Raw genomic sequence first — 22425 nt, forward strand, 5'->3', positions numbered from 1 at the left:
AAACGATCATGCTGCCCACAGGGGCCCACGGAACCTGGCCGTCGCCGATCGACGCCGCGCTCGCCGCCTCGCGCGACGGACGCCCGGAGTACGTCGGCACCATCGGCGAGGAGGTGTGGTGGACGGAGCCGCGCCCCGCGGAGGCGGGCCGCCGCGCCCTGGTCCGCCGCCGGGCCGACGGGAACACCGACTGCGTGCTGCCCGCGCCCTGGAACGTACGGAGCCGGGTCATCGAGTACGGCGGCCGGCCCTGGGCCGGGGCCGAACGCGCCGAGGGCGGCCCGCTGGTCGTCTTCGTCCACTTCGCCGACCAGCGGCTGTACGTCCACGCCCCCGACGGCTCCGAGGAGCCCCGGCCGCTCACCCCGGTCTCGGCCGTCGGCGGCGGGCTGCGCTGGGTCGACCCGCAGATCCACCTCGACCGGGGCGAGGTCTGGTGCGTCCTGGAGGAGTTCACCGGTGAGGGCCCCACCGATCTGCGCCGGGTGATCGCCGCCGTCCCGCTGGACGGATCGGCTGCCGACGACCGGTCGGCGGTGCGCGAACTCACCGACGACGGCCACCGGTTCGTCACCGGCCCGAAGCTCTCGCCCGACGGGCGGCGGGTGGCCTGGATCGCCTGGGACCACCCGCGGATGCCGTGGGACGGCACCGAGGTGATGCTCGCGGACGTCACCGACGACGGTGCCTTCGCCGACCCCCGCAGCTTCTGCGGCGGCCCCGAGGAATCGGTGCCGCAGGTCGAATGGGGCGCCGACGGACAGCTCCTGTTCGCCGGCGACCGCAGCGGCTGGTGGAACCTCTACCGCGCCGACCCGGACCGGGGCGCGGTCGCGCTCCGCCCCGGCGAGGAGGAGTTCTCCGGACCGCTCTGGAAGATCGGCCTCAGCTGGTTCCAGCCCCTGGAGAACGGCCTGATCGCCACCATCCACGGCAGGGGCGCCACCACGCTCGGCATCCTCGACCCGCAGAGCGGCGAACTCGTCGACGTCGTCGGACCCTGGACCGAATGGGCCGAGACGCTCGCCGTGCACGGCAGCCGGGTCGTCGGCATCGCGGCGAGCCCGTACAGCGCGTACGAGGTCGTGGAACTGGACACCAGGACCGGCCGCACCCGGGTCATCGGCGCACCGCACGAGGACGCCGTCGACCCCGCGTACTGCCCGCGCCCCGAGGTGCGCACCTTCACCGGTCCCGACGGACGCGAGATCCACGCCCACGTCTACCCGCCGCGCAACCCCGAACGGACCGGCCCCGAGGGCGAACTGCCGCCCTACGTGATCTGGGCGCACGGCGGCCCCACCGGACACGCCGCGCTCGTGCTCGACCTGGAGATCGCCTACTTCACCTCGCGCGGCATCGGCGTCGCCGAGGTGAACTACGGTGGATCCACCGGCTACGGCAGGGCCTACCGCAACCGGCTGCGCGAACAGTGGGGCGTCGTCGACGTCGAGGACTGCGCGGCCGTCGCCGAGGCCCTGGCCGCCGAGGGCACGGCCGACCGGAACCGGCTCGCCATCCGGGGCGGCAGCGCGGGCGGCTGGACCACCGCCGCCTCGCTGACCGGCACCGACGTCTACGCCTGCGGGACGATCATCTACCCCATCCTCGACCTGACCGGCTGGGGGACCGACGAGACCCACGACTTCGAGTCGCAGTACCTGGAGTCCCTGGTGGGCCCGCTCGCCGACGTCCCCGACCGCTACCGCGAACGGTCGCCGATCAGCCGCACCGAGCGGCTCGCCACCCCCTTCGTGCTGCTCCAGGGACTCGACGACCCGATCTGCCCGCCCATCCAGTGCGAACGCTTCCTCGCCGCCCTCGACGGACGCGGCATCCCGCACGCCTACCTCGCCTTCGAGGGGGAGGGGCACGGGTTCCGGCGCGCCGACACCATGATCCGGGCCCTGGAGGCCGAACTCTCCCTGTACGCCCAGACCTTCGGCATCGAACACCCCGACGTACCGACGGTGGAGCTCAAGAAGTGACCCTCGCCCCCCTGACCCGCCCGGCCCGGCTGCGCCCCGGAGCACGGGTCGCCGTCGTGGCCCCGAGCGGGCCGGCGCCCGTCGAGCGGCTGGAGGCCGGGCTCGACGTCCTGCGCGGCTGGGGCCTCGAACCCGTCGAGGCCCCCCACGTGCGCGACGTCCACCCGGAGCTGGACTACCTGGGCGGTGCGGACGCGGCACGCGCCAGGGGGCTCCAGGAGGCGTGGTGCGACCCGTCCGTGGACGCGGTGATCTGCGCCCGCGGCGGGTACGGCGCGCACCGGATGGTCGACCTGGTCGACTGGGCGGCGATGCGCGCCGCCGGACCGAAGGTGTTCGTCGGGTACAGCGACATCACCGTGCTCCACGAGGCGTTCGCCCGGCACCTGGGGATCGTGACGCTGCACGGCCCGATGGCGGCCACCGACACCTTCCTCAAGGACCCGGACACCCAGGAGTCCCTGCGGGCCACCCTGTTCGAGCCCGAGACGGTGCGGACCCTCGGCCTGCCCGGCGCCGGGGCGCTGGTGCCCGGTCGCGCCCGGGGCATCACGTACGGCGGCTGCGTGAGCCTGCTCGCCGCCGACCTCGGGACGCCGCACGCCCGGACCTCCGCCCGGGACGGCCTGCTGGTGATCGAGGACACCACCGAGGACCCGTACTCCATCGACCGCATCCTCACCCAGCTGCTGCGCTCCGGGGCACTGGCCGGGGTGGCCGGGGTGGCCTGCGGCTCCTGGGCGGGCTGCGGCCCGTACGAGGAGGTGCGGGCCGTCCTCCTGGACCGGCTCGGCCCGCTGGGCGTACCCGTCGTCGAGGAACTGGGCTTCGGGCACGGACCGACGGCGCTCACGATCCCGCTCGGCGTGCCCGCCGTGCTGGACGCCCCGGCCGACGGCGGCCCCGCCACGCTCACCGCGCAGCTGCCGGCCCTGGCCTGAACAGCGCCGAAGGGTGGGGAAACGACCTCCAACGGCAAGGAAACGGAACCGAACCGGGCCGAACGGCGAAGAAGTTGAGCAGCATTCAGGAAACGCCGTCCGGAACGTTGACAGCACTATGACGCGTGTCACAGCATGAGCGCCGCCCGGCCCTTACCGGCCGGTAAGGCGCTCTCGGTGTGGAGGTCCTCGTGTCACGTGCTGTTCCCCGCCCCCGGTCCGGGTACCGGACACCGTTCCGGAAGCCGGCCGTGCACCTGGCCTCGGCCGCACTCGTCGCGCCCCTCCTCCTCGCCGGGGCGGGACCGGCGAGCGCCGAAGGGGCCGCCTCGTACACCGTCACCCCGCTGAAGTTCACGACACGGGTGGACGGGCGCTCGTGCACCGTCGACGCCGACCTGTACCGCCCCGCCGGGACCGACGCCCGGAACCCGGCCCCCGCCGTGCTCGCCACCAACGGCTTCGGCGGCAGCAAGTCGGACGGCACGACCGACGCCATCGGCAGGGCGGTGGCCTCCCGCGGCTACGTCGGCCTGGTCTACTCCGGGCTCGGATTCGGCAAGTCGGGCTGCCTGATCACCCTCGACGACCCGGCCGTCGACGGCCGGTCGGCCACCGCGCTGATCGACTTCCTCGCCGGGACCCGCGCCGCCGACGACGGCACCCGGGCGGACTTCGTCACCCGGGACGGCGACGGCGACCCCAGGGTCGGCATGATCGGCGGCTCCTACGGCGGCGCCGTCCAGCTGGCCACCGCGTCCGTCGACCGCCGCGTCGACGCCCTCGTGCCGCTGGTCACCTGGAACGACCTGGCCTACGCGCTCGCCCCGAACAACGCCGGCACGCGGGAGGGCGTCTCGTCCGACACCGCCGGTGTCTTCAAGTGGCAGTGGACCAACGGCTTCTACCTGATGGGGGAGGGGCAGACGGTACTGAACGCGAGCCTCGACCCGTCCCGGTTCAACAACCTCACCTGCCTGCACTTCGCGTCCCGGGCGTGCGACACCGTCCAACTGCTCAACTCCGGCCGCTACCCCGCGGACCGGACGGCGAGGATGCTCGCCTACGCGCGCAGCGTCTCGCCCGTCGACTACCTGAGCCGGGTCAAGGCGCCCACCCTCCTCGTCCAGGGCCAGGCCGACAGCCTGTTCAACCTGAACGAGGCCACCGCCACGTACGAGGCCCTCAAGGCGCGGGGCACCACGGCCAAGATGATCTGGCAGGCCTGGGGACACAGCGGTGGCCAGGCGCCCGGCGAACTCGACCTGAAGCAGGGAAACCTGGAGACCAGTTACGTCGGACAGCGCGTCCTGGCCTGGTTCGACCGCTACCTCCGGCACAACCGGAACGCCGACACCGGACCCGACTTCGCCTACTACCGCGACTGGCGGAGCGGCTACGGCACGGCGTCCTCCGTACCGGCCCTCTCGCGGAAGCTGTACCTGTCCGGCGACGGCAAGCTCGTCGACGAGCGTTCCGAGGTCGCCCGGGGCAGCCGCCAGTACGCCAACTGGCTCGTCCCGACCAGCCATTCGGAGAGCTCCCTCGCCGGACTCCTGGGCCTGCCCGACTCCCGGCCGTACGACATCAAGGGCACCTACCTCGGCTGGACCAGTGCCCCGCTGCCCTCCGCCCTCGATGTCGTCGGCGCGCCGAAGGCCACCCTGAAGGTCGCCTCGCCGAAGGCGGAACGGGTGCAGAACAGCGGTGACGCCGCCGACAAGCTCGTCCTGTTCGCCAAGGTCTACGACGTGGCCCCGGACGGCGGCAGGACGCTGGTCAACCGGCTCGTGGCCCCGGTCCGGGTACCGGACGTCACCCGCCCGTTCACCGTGCGGCTGCCGGGCATCGTCCACCGCTACGAGGCGGGCCACCGGCTCGAGTTCGTGATCGCGGCGAGCGACACCGCGTACGTGGGCAACCGCGGGATCAAGCCGGTCACGGTGGTCAGCGCCCCCGAGGACACCGGCGTGCTGGAACTGCCGGTGGTCGGCGACCGGGCGGAGTGAGACGGCCCGCGGGGCGCCAGGCGCCGAGGACCGCGGACAGCGCTTAGGGTGGCCGGATGTCCGAGACCGACTGTCCGGCCGCGGGGCGCCGCGTGCTGATCCGCCCCTTCACCCGGGCGGATGCCGAAGAGTTCACCGACCGGGCGAGGGAGAGCCGGGACCTGCACCACCCCTGGCTCTTCCCGCCCGTCGACACCCGCGCGTACGCCGCCTACGCGGACCGGCTGATCGACGACCCGGCCCGGGCGGGCTTCCTCGTCTGCGAACGCGAGGACGCCGGAGGCGCGAGAGACACCGGAGAAGCCGAAGGCACCGGAGACGCTGAAGACACCGGGGACGCCGCGGGCGGGTCCGTCGGCCGGATCGCCGGGTTCATCAACATCAACAACATCGTCACCGGTGCGTTCCGCTGCGGCGCGCTCGGCTACGGCGCCTTCGCCCACGCGGCGGGGCGCGGCCTGATGGGCGAAGGGCTGGACCTGGTCCTGCGGCACGCCTTCGGGCCGCTCGGCCTGCACCGCCTCGAAGCCAACATCCAGCCCGGCAACGCGGCCTCGATCGCCCTCGTCCGCCGGGCCGGATTCCGTCTGGAGGGGTTCTCGCCCGACTTCCTCCTCATCGACGGGGCCTGGCGCGACCACGAACGATGGGCGATCACCGCCGAGATGCTCGCCCCGAGGAGCCCCGGGAATCCGCCGACGGGGGCGCGGCACCCGTAGCCGTACGGGGCGATCGAGGACGGCGGGCCGGGGGAGAGGGCTCAGGTCGGGGGGATGCCGGGGTGCATCCAGCCGTCCTCCCGGACCCGCAGGGCCAGATCGATCTTGGTGTAGGTCGGCCGTCCGGCGTCCTGGTACTTGGCCTTGACCCGGTCCAGGTAGTACTTCGCGGTGTTGGCGGTGATCCCGGCCCGGCGGGCGGTGGCCTTGAGGGTGAGCCCGGAGGCGTAGCCCACGAGCACCTCGCGCTCCTTCGGCGAGAGCTTCGGGCGGATTCCCTGGTCGCAGGCCCAGGCGAAGGCCAGTTCCGGGGAGTGCGCGGTGCCCCCGGCGGCGACCTCCTCGATCGCCTCGACGAGGACGGACAGGTCGTGGTCCTTGGTGAGGTAGCCGTCCGCGCCGTCCGCGATGGCGGCGACGATCCGGTCGCGGTCCGGCACCACACTGATCATCAGCACCCGGCTGCCGGCCTCCCGCAGCCGGCGGATGTTCTCGGCGGACGGACGTCCGTCGCGCAGGACGAGGTCCAGCAGGACGACATCGGCCCGCTCCCGCCACCCGTCGAGCAGCTCGTCCACCGTGCAGGCGCAGCCGACGAGCCGCAGCCCCGGGACCCCGGTCAGCCAGGACCGGATCCCGTCGAGCAGCATCCGGTCGTCGTCGACCACGGCGACGGTGATCACCTCGGCCATCTCAGCTCCACGCTCACGCCCTCGCCGGGAGCGCTGTCCACGGTCGCGTGGCCCCCTATGCCGCGCATCCGCTCGTGCACGGAACGGGTGAGGCCGAGGCCCCCGCCGGTGCTCCCGGGTTCGAAGCCCCGCCCCCGGTCGACCACGGTGACCACCAGCCGGCCGGAGTCCCCGGTGACCGTCAGATAGGCGTGGCCGGTGCCCGCGTGGCAGCGGACGTTGTTCAGCGCCTCGGTCACGGCCCGGGCGAAGGGCAGGGCCACGTCGCCGGGCACCCTGGGCGGTTCGTGGTACCGGGCGGTCACCCGCAGTCCCAGCGCCTCCGCGGCCCGTACCGACTCCTCCAGCGCGGCGAGGAGCTCCGAGTCGGCCCCCTGGTCGTCCGTCTGCTCGACCAGCCTCCTCAGATAGGCCGCCTCGCGGGCGCATCTTCGCCGCATCTCGGGGGTGTTGGCGTCGACACCGCCGCCGGAGATGGCGGTCAGGGTGGCGAGGACCGTGTCGTGCAGCGCCTGGTGGTGGGATATCCGCTCCGCGTACCTGGCACGGTGCGCCTCCGCGGCCAGGGCCCGCTCGTTGGCGGCGTCGAGGAGGGCGCCCTGCCTGCGGAAGTACCACCAGAGCACCCCGGAGACGACGGCCGAGAAGACCAGGGCGTTCAGATGTCCCCCGGTCACGGCCGCGTCGGCGCCGACCAGCAGATACCCGACCAGGTGCGTCGCCACCAGGAGCGCGGTGGCGACGACGACCAGCCGGATGGGGAAGGCGGCGGCCGCCATGGCCGCCGCGGAGCCGCCCAGCAGCATGACCCAGGCGATCGAGGCGGGGGTGTGCGCCCCGCCCCATAAGTAGGCGCAGAACGGGAGCAGACAGCCGACCACGGCCACGTCGATCCAGACGAACCGGGGGACGAGCCGTCCCTTCCGCCTGGCAGTCGTGTGGACCACGGCACTGGAGGACAGGGCCGCGGCCAGGATCAGCCACTGGACCGGGCGATTCCACTGGTGCTGGACGACGCCGGCGATCCCGGCGACGAGATGACTGCCCCGGTAGAGGGACGTGGCCAGAACCATGGAGGTCTGTGCACGGTGGAGCCCGGTTTCGTCCATGTACATGCCTTCCCGTTCGCTGTCCGCAACCCCCCAGAACGGGTGGTACACCGGTCCCTCGGTGCACCGTTAACGTCACCCATGGAGATCGGGGGGCGCCTCACGGCCACCATATGCGCGGCCGCGCGGGTGCTCCCCGAGAAATGCAGAAAGCTGATCATTTTGCTCGATCAGCTCTGATACTCCCGTAGTTGACTCCTCATCAGGTGATGTGGGCGACCTCTCAGGAACAGCGCTTCCCGGCCGGTGGCCGGACCGGACCGATCGCGCCCCGCACCCCTCGCGCCGGGCGCCCCCGGCCGGCTCCCGGCCACCCTCCCGCCTCCCCGTCGCGGCAGCCCGACCGCTCCCGCACGCCCCGACGCCGCACCCGGAAGGAAAACCCGTGACCGCTGATGGCCAGGCACCCGGCGCCGATGGGTACTTCGTGGTGAGTACCGCCCTGCTGCCCGGAATCGTCGAGGGCGTACTGCACCGGCGCGGCGCGACGGGATGGGCCGTCGACCGGGGCGACTTCTGGTGCTCGGTCCGCCCCCGGGGCCACCGCGGCGCGGAGCAGGGCTGGAAGCTGCACCTGTCGGCCACACCGCTGTCCGCGGCCCTGGTGCTGGCGGCGGCGTCCGAGGTGCTGGTCGAGGAACGCGCCTCGTTCAAGTTCGCGGGCAGCGTGGAACGCGTCGCCGAACTGACGGGCGGCCGGGCGGACCGGGGCGGCGGCGGCAAGTTCATCACCGTGTACCCCGACGACCCGGACCACTTCCGCCGGCTCGCGCGGCGGCTGCACGCGGCGACCTTCGGGCTCAGGGGCCCCGGCATCCTCTCCGACCGGCGCTACCGCCCCGACAGCCTCGTCCACTACCGCTACGGGGTGTTCCGCGGCGTGCGCACCATGACCAACGACGGCGACGCGGACGTCAGGCTCCGCAGGCCCGACGGGGGGCTGGAGAAGGACCGGCGCCAGGCGTGGACGACCACACCGGACTGGGCCCCGCCGCCGTTCCCCGACGACCCGGCCCCCGTGAAACCGCCGGCCCCCGCGAAGTCCCCGGCCCCCGCGAAGTTCCCGGCCCCCGCGAAGTCCCCGGGCGGGCCGCAGGTCTCCGCCGAGTCCCCGGCCGGGTCTCCGGCCCCTGCCGATTCCCCGGCGCCGGAGAAGTCCCCGCGGAAGAAGCCGGTGGTGCTGCTCAACGACCGCTACGTCGTCAGCAGGGCGATCCGGCACGCCTACAAGGGCGGGGTCTACCTCGCCACCGACCGCGACACCGGCCGGGAGGTGGTCGTCAAGGAGGCCCGCCCGTACGTGGGGGTGCGCATGGACGGCACCGACCTCCAGGACACCCTGCGCCACGAGGCCGAGATGCTGGACCTGATGGCGCCGCTGGGCCTCACCCCGGCCAGGATCGACCTCTTCTCCCAGGGCGGGAACCTCTTCCTCGTCCAGGAACGCGTCCCGGGGCAGACCCTGCGCGAGCGGATGCCGGAGCGGCCGGTGCGGGACATGGCGGAATTCCTGGACCTGGCACGGCAGGTGGTGGACATCGTCGAAGGGGTCCACGGCACCGGCCACGTGCTGCGGGACCTCTCCCCGAACAACCTCATGGTCACCCCCGACGGCGAGGTGCGCCTGATCGACGTCGAGTACCTGGCCCGGCAGGGCGTCCCGGTCCGCCGCGGGTACACCCCGGGCTACGCCGGCCCCGAGATCAGCTCGCTGGTCGACTACGAACCCACCGCCCCCGAGTACGAGGGGGACCTCTACGGCCTCGGAGCCGTGCTGCTGCACCTGGTGGCGGGCGTGGACATGCTCCTCGTCCGCGACGGGCGCCCGGTCGGCGAGCGCACGGACGCGCTGATCGCCCTCGCGGTGGCCGACCACCCGTGGGCGCGCCCGCTGCTGCCCCTGCTGCTCGCGCTCTGCGCCGCCGACCCCGCCGAGCGGTGGGACCTCGCCCGGGTGCGGGAGGCGCTCGCCACCCCGGCGGAGGAGCCCGGGACGGGCCACGCGGAGCCCGCGGCCGGAACCGGTCACGCGGAGCCCACCGCCGGGACGGACCACACGGAGCCCACGGCCGGAACCGGTGGCACGGAGTCCGCGGCCGGGAAGGGCCGTACGGAGCCCGGGTCCGGTCCCGGCACCGCACCCGACCTGCGCATCACCGACGAGGAACGCGACCGGCTGATCTCCGACGGCCTCGCGTACCTGCTCCGCACCCGGGGCACCGGCAACGGAGGGCACCTCTGGCCGATCAACGGCTTCGGGGCCACCACCGACCCGCTGAACGTGCAGTACGGCGCGGCCGGAGTGCTGGCGGTCCTCACCCGGGCCGCCGCGACCGGCGGCGACGCCGGACTGCGCGACGGCACGGCGGAGTTGACGCAGTGGATCCGTGAGCGGCTGGCCGACCCGTCCGCCGGACGGGCCGCCGACGGGACGACCCTGCCGGGGCTGCACTTCGGGCGCTCCGGCACCGCCTGGGCGCTGCTGGACGCGGCCCGCCTGCTCGGCGACGGGGCGGCGGAGGCGGAGGCGTCCGCGCTGGCCCGTACCGTCCCCGTCGACTGGCCCAACCCGGACATCTGCCACGGGACGGCCGGGGCGGGCATGGCCCAGCTGCACTTCTGGCGGACCACCGGCGACACGGAGTTCCTCGACCGGGCGACCGCCTGCGCGAAGACGCTCCTCGCCGCCGCCGAGGACCACCCCGCCGGAGTGATCTGGCCGGTCCCCGCCACGTTCGAATCGAACCTCGCCGGGGCCCGTCACTACGGGTTCGCCCACGGCATCGCGGGCATCGGCGCCTTCCTGCTGGCCGCCGGAAACGCCACCGGCCGGGAGGACTTCCTCGGGGCGGCCCGCACGGCCGGCGACACCCTCGTGACGCTCGCCCGGGTCGCCGACGGGCAGGCCCGGTGGGCGGCCGGGGACCGCACCGCCGACGGCGTGGCAGGACAGACCCACTGGTGCAGCGGATCCTCCGGCATCGGCACCTTCCTGATCCGGCTGTGGCGGACCACCGGCGACGCGCGCCACCGGGACACCGCCGTGCTCGCCGCGGCGGGGGTGCGACGCGCGATGTGGCTCTCCTCGCCCGCCGCCTGCCACGGGCTGGCCGGCAACGCGGAGTTCCTCCTGGACATGGCCGAGGCCCTCGGCGACACCCACCACCGGGACCGGGCCCGGGAGCTGGCGCAGTGCATCCGCGCCCGGACCGTGCTCAGGGACGGACTCCTGGTCGTCCCCGACGAAACGCTGGAGGCGGTCGTCGCCGGCTACCAGACGGGGCTCGCCGGAACCCTCGGCATGCTCCTGCGACTGCGCGACGGCGGCCCCCGGCTCTGGATGCCGGACCCCCCGGCACCGACCGCCCCCGCCGGACGGGACGTCCCGCTCGTGGCCGGTGCGGCATGACGCGCCCGCCCGACCGGATCAGCTTCCGGTTCTCGGCACGGGCACGCCACGCGGCCTGCCTGGTGAGCACCGCGGAGGGCGGGTTCGTCCCGGCCCGCTGGGACCTCGGAGGCACGTCCCCGAAGTACCGGGAGGGCACCTCCACCGAGTCCACGGCGACCCAGGTCCTGCCGACCGACGACGGCGAACTGCTGCTGCTGCGCAGCACGGTGGGCAGCGGACGCCACCGGCTCGCCCTGACCGGCCCCGACGGCGGGGCAGGCCCGGCCACGACGATCGCCGCCCGGGGACTGCGGCTGGTCCCGGGCGGCCCGCCGGACACCCTCGCCCTCGCCGTGGAGACCGACGCGGGCGGCCGCACCCGGGTGTGGCAGGTCAGGAACGACCCCCTGCGCCTGGCCCATCCGGTGATGCTGCCCGGCCGCATCACCGGCCTCCTGCCGCTGGACGAGGAGGGAATCCGGTACGTCACCGACCTCGGCCGGGCCGACGGGTGCCGCCCGGTCGTCCTGAACCTCCGGGAGGCGACCTGGGGAGGGTTCCTGCTGCCCGGGGGCGGACACATCCACCGGGTCCTGCTGTCGGCCCCGCGCTCGGGGCTGCTGCTGACCGCGAGCGACCCCGGGGACGGACGGCTGCGGATCGGCCGCACCACCGTCGACGGCCGCACCGTCCTGGGCTTCCCCGAACGGCTCAACTCGATCGACGGCTCGGTGTTCCCGCTCGCCGCCGACCCGGCGGGCGGACGCGTCGCCCTGCGGGTCACCAAGGGGGCCGCGGCACGCCTGTTCCTGTACGACGTCGCCGACGACCGGCCGTACCCCACCGGACTGCCCGCCGGAGCCGTCCACCCGGCCGCCGGATGGAACGAGCACGGCCTGCACGTCGTGTACGCGAACCCCGCCCGCCCCGCCGACCTCGTGACCCTCCCGGACGGTCCCGCGCGGCAGGGGACGCTGCCCCCGCCCGCCCCCGACGCCCGCACCGAATGGTTCGACACTCCCGACGGCGGGTTCGAGGCCGTCTGCCTCGGCGACTGGCGCACCGCGGACACCGTGACCGTCGCCCTGCACGGCGGACCGGAGGACGCCTGGACCATGGGCTTCCACCCCCTGCTGCACCGCCTGACCGGTGCCGGGACGGCAGTGGTGGCACCCAATCAGCGCGGCAGCACGGGCTACGGCCGGGCACACACCTCGGCCGTCCACGGTGCCTGGGGGGTCCCCGACCTCGCGGACATCCGCGCACTGGTCAGGACGCTGACGGAGCACCGGCCGCCCGGCGCGGAACCCCCCGCCCTCCTGGGCGTCAGCTACGGCGGCTTCCTCGCCCTGCTGGCCGTGTGCGCCGACCCCCGCGCCTGGTCGCGGTGCGCGGCGGCGGCGCCCTTCCTGTCCGCCCGGGGACTGCACGAGCGGGCGACACCGGCCGTGCGCGCCCTGATCGAACGGCACGGCCTGGGCACACCGCCGGACGACGAACTCGGGCCCCGCAACGTCGAGGTGCTCGCCCACCGCATCCGGGTGCCGCTGCTCGTCGTCCACGGCACCGACGACCCCCTCGTACCGGTGGAGGAGACCCGGCGGCTGCGGAAGCGGCTCATCGAGGCGGGGCGCGTGGAGCACACCCACTTCGCCTGCCTCGAAGGCGCGGGCGCGGGCCACGACCTCCTCCAGGAGCGCGACGGAGCCGGACTCACCGACCGGCTGGTGACGTTCCTGACCCCCGGGCCCGCGGCCACCGCGGTGCCCGCCCCCGATCTCACGGCCGCCCACGCGACCGTGTGACACCGCCGGCCCCGGCGGTGTACCGCGACCACCCCGCGACAGGAGGTGAAACACCATGACCATCGACGTGGACGAGCTCCAGACGCTGGAGGGCGAGGAGGCGGTCGCCCTGGCCGGCTGCACCCGCACCTGCACCTGGACCTGCACGATCACCAGCATCGAGCAGCAGTGACGCACCGGCGGCACCGGCCGTTGACCGGGCCGGGCCGCCGCCCCCGTACGACGACGACCACTCACCGACGAAAGGAAGACACCATGACGACCATCGACGTGGACGAGCTGCAGACCCTCGAGGGCGAGGAGGCGGTCGCCCTGGCCGGCTGCACCCGCACCTGCACCTGGACCTGCACGATCACCAGCATCGAGCAGCAGTAGCAGACCGGTGCCGGGCGTGGCCGCGTCGGCGGCGCGCCCGGCATCCCGGTACGTCCCGCGGCCCCACCGGCCGGCGCACCACCCGGAGGAGGAACCATGACGTCCCCGCAGCGACTCCTGCGGGAAGCCACCGCCCGGTCCCGGGGATGGTTCGCCCTCGCGGGCGCGGCGGCCGTCATCGGCTCCGCCGGCACGCTCGCCCTGCCCTGGACCCTGGCGACCGCGCTCGACTCGGTCATCGGCGAGCGGCCCTCCGCCACCCCCGTGTACGTGTTCGCCCTGGTCCTGGTGGTCGTGGTGGCCGCCGGGGCCCTGCAGACCCTGGCCGGCGGGACGTACGGCGCCGCGGCGGTGGCGGCGCTGCGCCGGGACCTGGCCGTGCGCGCCCTGGACGCCGGGATCCCCGGCGCGGCGCGGTTCCCGGCGGGCGACCTCGCCGGCCGCCTCTCGGCGGGCTGCGCGCAGGCGGGCCAGGCCGGGTACACCGTGGTCACCGCCGCGGCCGCGGTGCTGACGTCGCTGGGCGGCGTGGTCGCGCTGTGGCTGCTGGACCGGCGGCTGGGCCTCGCCTTCCTGCTGGGCGTGCCCCCGCTGGTGCTGATCGCCCGCGTGTTCATGCACCGCAGCTCGCACCTGTTCCTCTCCTACCAGGAGACGCAGGGCAGGATCTCCGCGCTGCTGCTCGAAGCGCTGGGCGGCGCCCGGACCATCGGTGCGAGCGGCACGGCGGACGCCGAGATCGCCCGGATCCTCCGTCCGCTGCCGGAACTCTCCGGGACGGGGCACCGCATCTGGCGCCTGCAGCGCGACACCGGCTGGCAGGTCGGCCTGCTGGTCCCCGCCGTGGAGGTACTGGTACTCGGCATCGGCGGCCTCGCCCTGGTGAACGGGGACATCAGCGCGGGACAACTCGCCGCCGTGGTGGGCTACACCGCGGTCGCGATGTCCCTGCTCGACCAGCTCGACGCGCTCTTCTCCCTCGGCGTCTCGTTCGCCGGGGCGCGCCGGGTCGCCGAGGCCACCGACCAGCCGGTGGCCGCCCCCGGCACCCGGACGGACACCGGGCCCGCGACCGGCGCGGTGACGTTCTCCGGGGTCGGCGTCCGCTCCGGCGACCGGGTCGTCCTCGACGCCGTGGACCTCGACGTCCCGGCCGGCACGTCGCTGGCGGTGGTGGGCCGGTCCGGCTCGGGCAAGAGCACCCTGGCCGCGCTGCTCGGCCGGCTGCGGGACCCGGACGAGGGCACGGTGCGCATCGACGGCCTCCCGCTGCGCGAACTCGCCCCGCACACCCTCCGCGCCCTGGTCGGCTATGCCTTCGAACGCCCCGCCATGCTCGGCGGGACGGTCCGCGGCATGATCGCCTTCGCCCGCCCCGACGCCCCCGACGGCACGGTGGAGGCCGCCGCCGCGGCGGCCCACGCGGACGACTTCGTACGACGGCTGCCGCACGGCTACGACACCCCCCTGTCCGACGCCCCGCTCTCGGGCGGCGAGGTCCAACGGCTGGGCCTGGCACGGGCCCTGGTGCACGACCCGGCCGTGATCGTCCTCGACGACGCCACGTCCAGCCTGGACACCGCCACCGAGGCCCGGGTCGACGACGCCCTCACGGCCGCCTGGTCCGGCCGCACCCGCGTCGTGATCGCGCACCGGGTCTCCACCGCGGCCCGGTCCGACCTGGTGGCCTGGCTGGACGAGGGGCGGATCCGCGCCGTGCGACCGCACCACGAGCTGTGGCGACTGCCCGAGTACCGGGAACTGTTCGCCGCGGCGACCCCTCAAGCACGAGAGGCGGAAACCCTTCGAGCACACGAGGAGGCGGCGCCTCGCGCACGGGAGGCGGCAGCCCTCCGTACGCAGGAGGCGGCGACCACCCACGGACAGGAGAAGGCATGAGCGAGCCGTCATCGTCGGCCCCCGTCCTGGCACCCCCGCCCGCACCCCCCGGCCCGGCGGCGCACGGCCCCGCCGCCGGGCCCGCCCCGGTGGGCCTGCGGATGCTCGGCGGCTTCGTCCGGCGCCACCGGGCCGCGACCGCGGCGGTGGCGGGATGGTCCGTCATGGAGTCGCTCCCGGCGCTCTTCTCCGGCCTCCTGGTCGCCGCAGCCCTGGACCGGGGCTTCCTCGCGGGGCGCCCGGCCACGGGCGTGTTCTGGCTCGGGCTGCTGGGGGCCGCGATGGTGCTGCGCGCCGTCATGACGCGCGAACTCACCCCGCGGCTGGGCCGGCTCGTCGAGCCGCTGAGGGACGAGCTGGTGACCGAGGTGGTCTCCGGCGCGGTGCGCCGGGCCGTCGGCGGGGTCCGGGGCGACGCCGGCGCGGGGGTGGCACGGCTGACGGTCCAGGTCGAGAGCGTGCGCTCCCTGGTCTCCGCCCTGCTGCGCTCGGCCAGGCAGCTGGGCGTCTCCCTGGTGATGGCCCTCATCGGCCTCGCCGCGCTGTCCGCGCCGGTGGCGGCGGCGACCCTGCCACCGGTTCTCCTCACCCTGGTGCTGTGCGTACCGCGGCTGCGGAGGCTCGCCGGACGGCAACGCGCTCAGCTGCGGGCGGAGGAGCGCCTGACCACGACCGCCGGCGAGGCGTTCGGCGGCATCCGGGACGTCGTCGCGTGCGGCGCCCGCGACCGGGTGGCGTCCGACATCACCGCCCGGATCGCCGGCCACGAGGACGCCTGCCGTGCCACCGCGCGCACGATGTCCGGCAACACCCTGCTGGTGGCGGCGGGCAGCCAGCTGCCGCTGCTCGTCCTGCTCGTCGCCGCCCCCGCCCTGCTGCGCGGGGGCACCCTGTCGGTGGGCGAACTCCTCGGTGCCACCAGCTACTTGATGAGCGGGGTGACCCCCGCACTGCGGGCACTCGTCGCCGTCCTCGGCTCCTGGGGGGTGCAGCTGGACACCGTGCTGCGCCGGCTGGGCGGCACCACGACACCCGCCGTCCCCGTGCCCGCGCCGGGCCGCACCCCGCTCTCCGCGGACCTCTCGCTGGAGGGGGTCGGCTACGCGTACGGACCGTGCGCCGCCCCGGTGATCGACGGCCTCTCCCTGGACGTCCCCGCCGGCTCCCACCTGGTGGTGGTCGGCCCGAGCGGTGCGGGCAAGTCGACCCTGACCACGCTGATGGCGGGGCTGGCGGCCGCGGACAGCGGCCGGCTGACCCTGGGGGGAGTGCCGGTCGAGGAGGTCGACCGGGCATGGCTCCGCCGCGAGGTGACGCTGATTCCCCAGGAGGCGTACGTGTTCACCGGCACCGTCCGGGACAACCTGCGCTACCTGCGGCCGGAGGCCACCGACGCCGAACTGACGGCATCGCTGGCGGCGGTCGGCGCCCTTGACCTCGTCGGGCGGCTGGGCGGGCTGGACGCGTCCGTGGGACTGGACGGGCCGGAGCTGTCCGCCGGTGAGAAACAGCTCGTCGCCCTGGCCCGCGCCCACGCGTCGGCCGCCTCCGTCGTACTGCTGGACGAGGCCGGCTGCCACCTCGACCCGGCGGCCGAGGCACGGGCGGAGGAGGCGTTCGCCGCCCGCGGCACGACGCTCGTGGTGGTCGCGCACCGCATCAGCTCGGCGCTGCGCGGCGGGCGGGTCCTGGTGCTGGACGGGCGGCGGACGGACGTCGGCACGCACGACGAACTGCTCGCCGCGAGCCCGCTCTACCGCGACCTGGTCGGCCACTGGATGTCCGGCCGGTCCGTGACCTGACCGCGGCGGGAAACCTGGGGAGCGGGGGAGCGGGGCCGGCGGACGGGCGGGCGGAGGCGCCCGGTCAGAGGCTCTGTTCGGGCCAGTTGAGCAGGCGCGCCCCGATGACGGCCGTCTGGAGGGCGTAACGGTGGTGCGGGTCGGCGGGGTTGGTGCCGGTGAGCTGGTGGATGCGTTCGAGGCGGTAGGTGAGGGCGCGGACACTGAGGGAGAGCTGACGGGCCGCCTCGGTCGCGTTGCAGCCGGAGTCGAAGTAGACGGTGAGGGTGTCGAGGGCCGTCCGGGGACCGCCGCGTGCCCGCAGGAGGGGGCCGAGGGTGGTGCGGACGAGGTCCGTCATCGCCTGGCGGTCCCGGGTCAGCACGGGATAGACCAGCAGATCGGCGGCGTTGAGGACGGGGGCGTCCAGGCCGAGACGGACGGCGAGGTCGAGGGTGTTGAGGGCCTCCTCGTAGGAGTGGACGACACCGTCGGCCCCGTGGTGGGTCCGGCCGATCGCGGTCCGGCCGCCGTCGGTGGCGGCGTGGACCTGCTTGGCGAAATGGGTGAGCACGTCGCGCCGGTCGCCGGGGGCTATGCAGATCAGCCGCCCCTCCTTCGTGGTGAGGAGGATCTGCCGCTCGCCGAACCGGCCGGTCACCGCGCGTTCCACCCGTCGGGGCACGTCGTCGCCCTCGGCGTACGGATCGGGACCCTGTGCCACGGCGACGGCATGCGCCCGGGACAGCCGCAGACCGAAGCGTTCCGAACGCTCGGCCAGGCGGCCCAGGTCGCTGCGCCCGTAGAGCAGGTCGTCGATGAACTCGCGGCGGGCGGCCTCCTGTTGACGGACCGCGAAGTGCTGGGCCCGGTCGTACCCCTCGGCCAGCGCGTCGATGGCCTGGGCCATGACGGCGAGGGCGCTGTCGCTCGACGCGGGCGTGCCCGGCCAGGCCGAACGGGCCGCTTCGAGGTGCTTCGCGACGACCTGGCGCAGAGTCGTGCCGCTGCCGGCGGTCCGCTCGCCGAACGCGCGCAGGGCGTCGAGCTCGGCACGGGTCAGACGGCGGCCGGTGGAAGCCGCCGCGGCGAGCAGTTCCGGGTAGCCGTCGAAGCAGTCACCGGCCGCCTCGGAGCCGTTCACCGGCGCGCCTCGTACCGCGAACCGGTACGGGAGAGGGCGGAACGCTCGCGGGAGCCGTCCTGCACGGGAGTCCTCCGGGACATCGATCGGAATCCGGGGACACTTGTCCCCCGACTGCCGACCAGACTTCCCGGCACACCAGCGCGAATCTCGGCGCGTTCCGCACACTCTATCCCGCACGGTCCGCGCGTACAGGGGCAGCCGTTCCGGTGGGCACGGACCCGCGCGGCCGGGCGGGGAGGGCGGCCCGCCCCTCCGCCTCCCGGTGCCGGACCGGGCGTGACGCGACTCGTCGCCGGACCCGGTGCCGGGCCCGACGACGAGGGGCGGTGCGAAGGCGGTACGGAGGTCAGAGCCCTCCCGGCGCCCGCCCCGGCGACGCCCCGTGGGCACGGGACGGACCGGGGCGGACGGTCAGTGCATCCAGTGGACGAAGTCGACGGTGTCGTTCTCCGCGGCCGGCTCCTGGAGCGACTGGCCGGGGAACAGCGGACGGAGCTGGTGGCCCTCGAGGTCGACGAGCGTCGCGAGGCCGTGGGTGTTGTTCACCCAGGAGGACACCTCGTTGGCCGCGGTGGATCCGTGGACGCCGCCGGGCATGGGCAGGTCCCGCAGGTCCACGTCGTAGCCGGCCCCGATGCCGTAGGCGGGACCGCGGTTGTTGTAGTCGCGGTACAGACACAGGGTGGCGGGCGGGCAGGGCTCCCCGTCGTTGAGCTTGACCACGCCCGGAGGCAGCGCGATCCCGGACTCGGGGGCGGCGTGGGCCACGCCGGCGCCCAGCGGCAGCAGCGATCCGACCGTCGTCGTGGCCACGACGGCCACCCGGGCCAGTCGCGCGGACATCGTGAGGCGTGCGGTCATGGGACTCTCCTGGTTGCTTCGGGGCACCCGGCTGTGCGGCGGGTGCCGTGCGAGGGGTGTGGCGGGATCCGGAATCGGCATGGAGCTGCCCCGGTACCGCCGGGATTCCGGCGGAGTGCGCCTCCGTCACCACCGGAGATTACACAGAGAGACGGATGGTGACGCAGTGTGCGCATCGGTGAATGGGGTGTGTCTCCGGTGCTGCGTCCGGTCGGGTGGCGGCCGGACGGCGGGGGTGGCGCCATGGCGCGAAACCGGCGCACGGCGGATGGGGGGATCGGGTCGGATGCATGCCGGGCGAAGGTCAACTACCTTGTTCTCCAAGGAAGTTGACGAACATCCTGCGGGGGCGTGAGGAAGGCGGCGGGGGCGGTCGCGTTCCCGCCCGCGGGCCCGGCGCCAGGACCGGTGCCAGGACGGGCTGCCCCGACCGGGGGCACGTCCTCGGGATGTTCACGATGTCGAATGGGGGAGGGCCCGATGCGGCGTACCGAGGTGTCCAAGCAGTTGGGCGGATTCGTCCGCGAACACCGCACCGACGGCGGCAGGCGGCTGCGGCACGCGGCCGTCGTGATCGTCGTCGGCACGGTGGGTCTGGCTTTCGGGATTCCGGTGACGATCGCGTCGATCGGTACCACCGAGGGCGCGCCGCAACTGGCGGGGCTGCTGCTCGGAGTGGGACTGGTGGGATGGGGCCTGGGGATCTGGCGGCTGACCCAGGCGTTCCGCACCCGGGAGCAGTGCTTCGACATCCACGAGCGGGGACTGGCCCACCGGATCGCGGGCACCGTCACGCTGATCCCCTGGGAGGACATCGCCGAGGTGGGCGCCCGCGGTGGCGACGACCGGATACTGGCCGAGACCCGAGGCATGGGCTTCAGCTGCGTCATCAAGTTGAACGACGGACGCGACATACGGTTCGACACCTTCACCGAGGACGCCGGGAAGCTGGCCCGGGTCGTCCACGGGGCGGTGCACCAGGGACGGTTCCCCCAGGGGCGGGGCCGCCGGTAGCGCCCCCGGCGGCTCGACGGCCGGTGCCCCGGGAATCGTGGGGCGACGTCCGGTTCCGCATGCGCCGCCGCGGGATCCGGTGTACTTGTCGAAGGAGACGGACCCCGGCCCGGCGCGCCGTCCTCCGTACCCCCGGGCCGGGCCACGGACGTCGGAGGAACGACACGGGCGCCGGAGACGACCGAGAGTGCCGGAAGCGGTGCGGGAGGCGGAAGCGGCGCGGCGGGCGGCACGTGCGCACCTCGTCGTTCCGGCTTCTCGCGAGACGGAGGCAGTCGTCATGCAGCCAGTCGTCACCGTCGGCCTCGACGGGTCACCCGAGAGCCTCGCCGCCGCGCGCTGGGCCGCCGACGAGGCGGAGCGGCGCGGTTTCACACTGCGCCTCCTGCACGCCTGGCCCCTGCTGGCGGCCGAACCGCCCGGGGTGCCCGCCGAGGCGGACCAGAACTACTGGGCGAGACGGATCGTGCACAAGACGAGGACGGAGCTCCAAGCACGGCATCCGGGCCTGACCGTGGTCGACGACCTGGTGGCCGAGGACGCCGAGCAGGCGCTGCTGCGGGCGGCCCCGGAGTCCGAGATGGTCGTACTGGGCTCGCGGGGGCTGCTGCCCGTCGAGAGCTACTTCCTCGGCGACGTCAGCATGCCCGTCGTGGCGCACGCCGAGTGCCCGGTGGTCCTGGTGAGGGCCGGGGCCGACGGGGAGGGGCCGCGGCCGGACCGGACCGGTGCGGGCGGCGTGGCGGTGGCGCTCAAACTGCACGGCCCCTGCGACGACCTGCTCGAATTCGGCTTCCGGACCGCCGCCGCACGCGGTGTGCCCCTGCGGGCCGTGCACGGCCGGAGCCTGCCGGTGGACGCGTACGTTCCCTGGGGCGTGGACCACGAGGTGGCGGAAGAGGTCGCCCAGGAGGCACAGGAGCTCCTCGACCGGACCCTCAGCCCCTGGCGCGACAGGTTCCCGCAGGTGGAGGCCGTCGACGACCTCGCGCTCATCAGCCCCGCCAAGGCCGTCGTGCAGGCCGCAGAGGCCGCCGACCTGCTGATCGTCGGCCGCCGCCGGCACCGCCGCCCCCTGGTCCCGCACCTGGGCTCCGTGGCCCAGGCCGCCATCCACCACGCCCGCTGCCCCGTCGCGATCGTCCCGCACGCATGACGCGTGGAGCGGTACGGGTCCGGCGCGCCGTCGAGTCGCCCCGTGACCGCTCCACGTCCCGAGCCCGTTCCTCGTCCAGCAGGTCCAGCAGGTCCAGCAGGTCCAGCAGGTCCAGCAGGTCCAGCAGGTCCAGCAGGTCCGGCACGGGTGGGGACGCGGTCACGGAGCAGTCGGGGCGGCGGGCGGCTCCCGAACGAGCCGGACCGTTTCGTCGGCCGCGACATGCGCCCGGTCGCCGGTCCACGACGAGGCGACCACGACGGCGCCCTCCTCGGGCAGCACGGTGACGGGGAACAACGGGCGGGAACCGCCCAACATCGGCGTCCCCTCCAGGAAGGCCCGCCCGATTTCGGCCAGCCGCAGCTGGCGCGGCGTCAGCCCGGCCCAGGAGAGCCGCTCGCGCAGCCACGCCGGTTGCCTGTCGGCGTCGCGGGGAAACCGTGCCAGGTCCCGCGCGTAAGCCTCCGGGCCGGGAGGGGGCAGGAGGAGCGGCTCGCCGTCGTGGTCGAAGACGGCCTCGGCGAGGTCCTCCGCGGTGAAGGCGAGCGCCATGCCGAACCACGTCCCCGAGCCCGGGGTGTGCATGACGGCACGCAGTTCGGCGAGGGCCTCCGCGAACGCCGGTGTCCCGGCCTCCCGCACCATCACGGGCATGCCACCGCGTTCGCCCGAGCACTGCGCCCGCGTACGACCGTCCACCACGGACACCGTGCACCGGATGCGGTCCCAGTCCGACGACTGGGCCGCGGCCAGCTCCGTCGCCAGCGTCTCCACCAACCGGTCCCGCACGGTGTACGGAGGCGGGGGCGCCGACCGGGGCGCGGTAGCCGGCTTCGCGGCCCTCTGCCCGTTCCGGGCGCCGGCCGGCCGGAAGTGCTCCGGCGGTGTGCGGCGCCCGGAACGGAAGACCTCGATCGCCTCGTGCGGCGGGGCGGCCGAACCGGCGAACAGCACGGTCTCGTCCGCGGCCACGTACACCCGCCCGCCGCCCCGCACGGTGTGCGCGACCAGTACCGCGTCGTCCTCGGGCAGCGGGGTGACGGCGAGCGGCGCGTCCGCGCCCGCCATCCGGCGCATGAGCGTGCGGCCGAGGTCGGCGAGCCGTTGCTGTCGCGGCGTGAGCGCCGCGTGGCCGGCGGTTTCCGACGGCCCGCCCGTGCTCATGAGCCCTCCGTACGGCCGACCGCCTCCGGCCGCGTGGCGGCCCCGGACCCCACGGCCCCGTACGACACCAGCGGATCGATCATGTTCCCCTCCCCGGCACCCCGGCGCCGTACTTCACCGCGCACCGAGGACATTCGTTCCTGCCGAACCTTAGCCCCGGGGCGGCGAGGAGGCCGAGCCCACCGGCCGGACGGCTGAGGGTGTGGCCCTCGGTGTCTGTCGTGGGTGGTTTCGTGGTCGGTGGGGGTGAACTCTGTGGTGGGTCAGTGGAGTTGGTTGCCGAGGGGCTGGCCGGGGGGTGGTGGGGGGAGTACGTGGGCGATGGCGGATGCGCGGTGTTCGATGTAGGGGTTCATGGCGTCGTCGGTGGCGAG

Annotated in this window: 17 protein-coding genes; 12 read left to right on the top strand and 5 right to left on the bottom strand. The window is 74.5% G+C overall.

Going from position 1 to position 22425, the window contains the following annotated elements; all coding sequences use genetic code 11:
- Nucleotides 1-8: 8 nt before the first annotated feature.
- From ABZZ04_RS31110 to ABZZ04_RS31125, 4 genes are all read left to right on the top strand, one after another.
- Entirely contained in the window at nucleotides 9-1988 is a 1980-nt protein-coding gene (locus ABZZ04_RS31110) for a prolyl oligopeptidase family serine peptidase (protein WP_356935567.1), read from the top strand.
- Nucleotides 1985-2929, top strand: a complete 945-nt coding sequence (locus ABZZ04_RS31115; RefSeq protein ID WP_356935568.1) for an LD-carboxypeptidase — start codon at nucleotides 1985-1987, stop codon at nucleotides 2927-2929. Before ABZZ04_RS31110 ends, ABZZ04_RS31115 begins: the two co-directional genes overlap by 4 nt.
- Nucleotides 2930-3180: 251 nt before the next feature.
- The gene (locus ABZZ04_RS31120; RefSeq protein ID WP_356935569.1) at nucleotides 3181-4938 is read left to right on the top strand and encodes a CocE/NonD family hydrolase; all 1758 of its coding nucleotides are present in this window, start codon (nucleotides 3181-3183) and stop codon (nucleotides 4936-4938) included.
- 56 nt (nucleotides 4939-4994) lie between these two features.
- Entirely contained in the window at nucleotides 4995-5657 is a 663-nt protein-coding gene (locus tag ABZZ04_RS31125) for a GNAT family protein (RefSeq protein WP_356935570.1), read from the top strand.
- Between the two features lie 41 nt (nucleotides 5658-5698).
- On the opposite strand, the gene ABZZ04_RS31130 is transcribed toward ABZZ04_RS31125, so the two are convergent.
- Complete coding sequence (locus ABZZ04_RS31130) at nucleotides 5699-6349, bottom strand: response regulator transcription factor (RefSeq protein ID WP_356935571.1); 651 nt, start codon at nucleotides 6347-6349, stop codon at nucleotides 5699-5701.
- Nucleotides 6337-7458, bottom strand: a complete 1122-nt coding sequence (locus tag ABZZ04_RS31135) for an ATP-binding protein (RefSeq protein WP_356935572.1) — start codon at nucleotides 7456-7458, stop codon at nucleotides 6337-6339. Before ABZZ04_RS31135 ends, ABZZ04_RS31130 begins: the two co-directional genes overlap by 13 nt.
- 385 nt (nucleotides 7459-7843) lie before the next feature.
- On the opposite strand from ABZZ04_RS31135, the gene lanL reads away from it, so the two are divergent.
- The 6 genes from lanL to ABZZ04_RS31165 all read left to right on the top strand — a co-directional run bounded on the left by lanL (nucleotide 7844) and on the right by ABZZ04_RS31165 (nucleotide 16730).
- Complete coding sequence (gene lanL / locus ABZZ04_RS31140; protein ID WP_356935573.1) at nucleotides 7844-10867, top strand: class IV lanthionine synthetase LanL; 3024 nt, start codon at nucleotides 7844-7846, stop codon at nucleotides 10865-10867.
- Complete coding sequence (locus ABZZ04_RS31145) at nucleotides 10864-12654, top strand: alpha/beta fold hydrolase (protein ID WP_356935574.1); 1791 nt, start codon at nucleotides 10864-10866, stop codon at nucleotides 12652-12654. The genes lanL and ABZZ04_RS31145 overlap by 4 nt, the downstream gene beginning before the upstream one ends.
- 55 nt (nucleotides 12655-12709) lie before the next feature.
- A complete protein-coding gene (locus ABZZ04_RS31150; protein WP_222872278.1) occupies nucleotides 12710-12826 on the top strand; it encodes an ALQxL family class IV lanthipeptide in 117 nt (38 codons plus the stop codon).
- 83 nt (nucleotides 12827-12909) lie between these two features.
- Nucleotides 12910-13029 (top strand): ALQxL family class IV lanthipeptide, encoded by a 120-nt coding sequence (locus ABZZ04_RS31155; RefSeq protein ID WP_356935575.1) that lies wholly within the window; start codon nucleotides 12910-12912, stop codon nucleotides 13027-13029.
- Nucleotides 13030-13125: 96 nt separating this feature from the next.
- Nucleotides 13126-14928 carry an ABC transporter ATP-binding protein gene (locus ABZZ04_RS31160; protein ID WP_356935576.1) on the top strand — a complete coding sequence of 601 codons (1803 nt, stop codon included), beginning with the start codon at nucleotides 13126-13128 and terminating at the stop codon, nucleotides 14926-14928.
- On the top strand, nucleotides 14925-16730 hold the full coding sequence (locus tag ABZZ04_RS31165; RefSeq protein WP_356935577.1) for an ABC transporter ATP-binding protein: 1806 nt from the start codon (nucleotides 14925-14927) through the stop codon (nucleotides 16728-16730). Before ABZZ04_RS31160 ends, ABZZ04_RS31165 begins: the two co-directional genes overlap by 4 nt.
- A 64-nt stretch (nucleotides 16731-16794) precedes the next feature.
- On the opposite strand, the gene ABZZ04_RS31170 is transcribed toward ABZZ04_RS31165, so the two are convergent.
- The gene (locus ABZZ04_RS31170; RefSeq protein WP_356935578.1) at nucleotides 16795-17853 is read right to left on the bottom strand and encodes a helix-turn-helix domain-containing protein; all 1059 of its coding nucleotides are present in this window, start codon (nucleotides 17851-17853) and stop codon (nucleotides 16795-16797) included.
- A 414-nt stretch (nucleotides 17854-18267) separates the two neighbouring features.
- Nucleotides 18268-18717 carry a peptidase inhibitor family I36 protein gene (locus ABZZ04_RS31175; RefSeq protein ID WP_356935579.1) on the bottom strand — a complete coding sequence of 150 codons (450 nt, stop codon included), beginning with the start codon at nucleotides 18715-18717 and terminating at the stop codon, nucleotides 18268-18270.
- A 480-nt stretch (nucleotides 18718-19197) separates the two neighbouring features.
- On the opposite strand from ABZZ04_RS31175, the gene ABZZ04_RS31180 reads away from it, so the two are divergent.
- Both ABZZ04_RS31180 and ABZZ04_RS31185 read left to right on the top strand, forming a co-directional pair.
- Nucleotides 19198-19731, top strand: coding sequence for a hypothetical protein (locus ABZZ04_RS31180; protein ID WP_356935580.1), 534 nt, complete (start codon nucleotides 19198-19200; stop codon nucleotides 19729-19731).
- 280 nt (nucleotides 19732-20011) lie between these two features.
- Complete coding sequence (locus ABZZ04_RS31185; protein ID WP_356935581.1) at nucleotides 20012-20887, top strand: universal stress protein; 876 nt, start codon at nucleotides 20012-20014, stop codon at nucleotides 20885-20887.
- 159 nt (nucleotides 20888-21046) lie between these two features.
- Here the strand turns inward: ABZZ04_RS31185 and ABZZ04_RS31190 are convergent, their stop codons facing one another.
- A complete protein-coding gene (locus ABZZ04_RS31190; protein ID WP_356935582.1) occupies nucleotides 21047-22051 on the bottom strand; it encodes a hypothetical protein in 1005 nt (334 codons plus the stop codon).
- Between the last annotated feature and the right edge of the window lie 374 nt (nucleotides 22052-22425).

This window comes from Streptomyces sp. NPDC006435, from assembly GCF_040612315.1.
Classification (GTDB): Bacteria; Actinomycetota; Actinomycetes; order Streptomycetales; family Streptomycetaceae; genus Streptomyces.

Excerpts from the sequence above, each read along its gene's own strand:
- ABZZ04_RS31145 (WP_356935574.1), top strand. The coding sequence starts at position 10,864 with ATGACGCGCCCGCCCGACCGGATCAGCTTCCGGTTCTCGGCACGGGCA.
- ABZZ04_RS31110 (WP_356935567.1), top strand. The coding sequence starts at position 9 with ATGCTGCCCACAGGGGCCCACGGAACCTGGCCGTCGCCGATCGACGCC.
- ABZZ04_RS31190 (WP_356935582.1), bottom strand. The coding sequence starts at position 22,051 with ATGAGCACGGGCGGGCCGTCGGAAACCGCCGGCCACGCGGCGCTCACG.
- ABZZ04_RS31150 (WP_222872278.1), top strand. The coding sequence starts at position 12,710 with ATGACCATCGACGTGGACGAGCTCCAGACGCTGGAGGGCGAGGAGGCG.
- ABZZ04_RS31185 (WP_356935581.1), top strand. The coding sequence starts at position 20,012 with ATGCAGCCAGTCGTCACCGTCGGCCTCGACGGGTCACCCGAGAGCCTC.
- ABZZ04_RS31165 (WP_356935577.1), top strand. The coding sequence starts at position 14,925 with ATGAGCGAGCCGTCATCGTCGGCCCCCGTCCTGGCACCCCCGCCCGCA.
- ABZZ04_RS31180 (WP_356935580.1), top strand. The coding sequence starts at position 19,198 with ATGCGGCGTACCGAGGTGTCCAAGCAGTTGGGCGGATTCGTCCGCGAA.
- ABZZ04_RS31155 (WP_356935575.1), top strand. The coding sequence starts at position 12,910 with ATGACGACCATCGACGTGGACGAGCTGCAGACCCTCGAGGGCGAGGAG.
- ABZZ04_RS31160 (WP_356935576.1), top strand. The coding sequence starts at position 13,126 with ATGACGTCCCCGCAGCGACTCCTGCGGGAAGCCACCGCCCGGTCCCGG.
- ABZZ04_RS31125 (WP_356935570.1), top strand. The coding sequence starts at position 4,995 with ATGTCCGAGACCGACTGTCCGGCCGCGGGGCGCCGCGTGCTGATCCGC.
- ABZZ04_RS31135 (WP_356935572.1), bottom strand. The coding sequence starts at position 7,458 with ATGGACGAAACCGGGCTCCACCGTGCACAGACCTCCATGGTTCTGGCC.
- ABZZ04_RS31175 (WP_356935579.1), bottom strand. The coding sequence starts at position 18,717 with ATGACCGCACGCCTCACGATGTCCGCGCGACTGGCCCGGGTGGCCGTC.
- ABZZ04_RS31130 (WP_356935571.1), bottom strand. The coding sequence starts at position 6,349 with ATGGCCGAGGTGATCACCGTCGCCGTGGTCGACGACGACCGGATGCTG.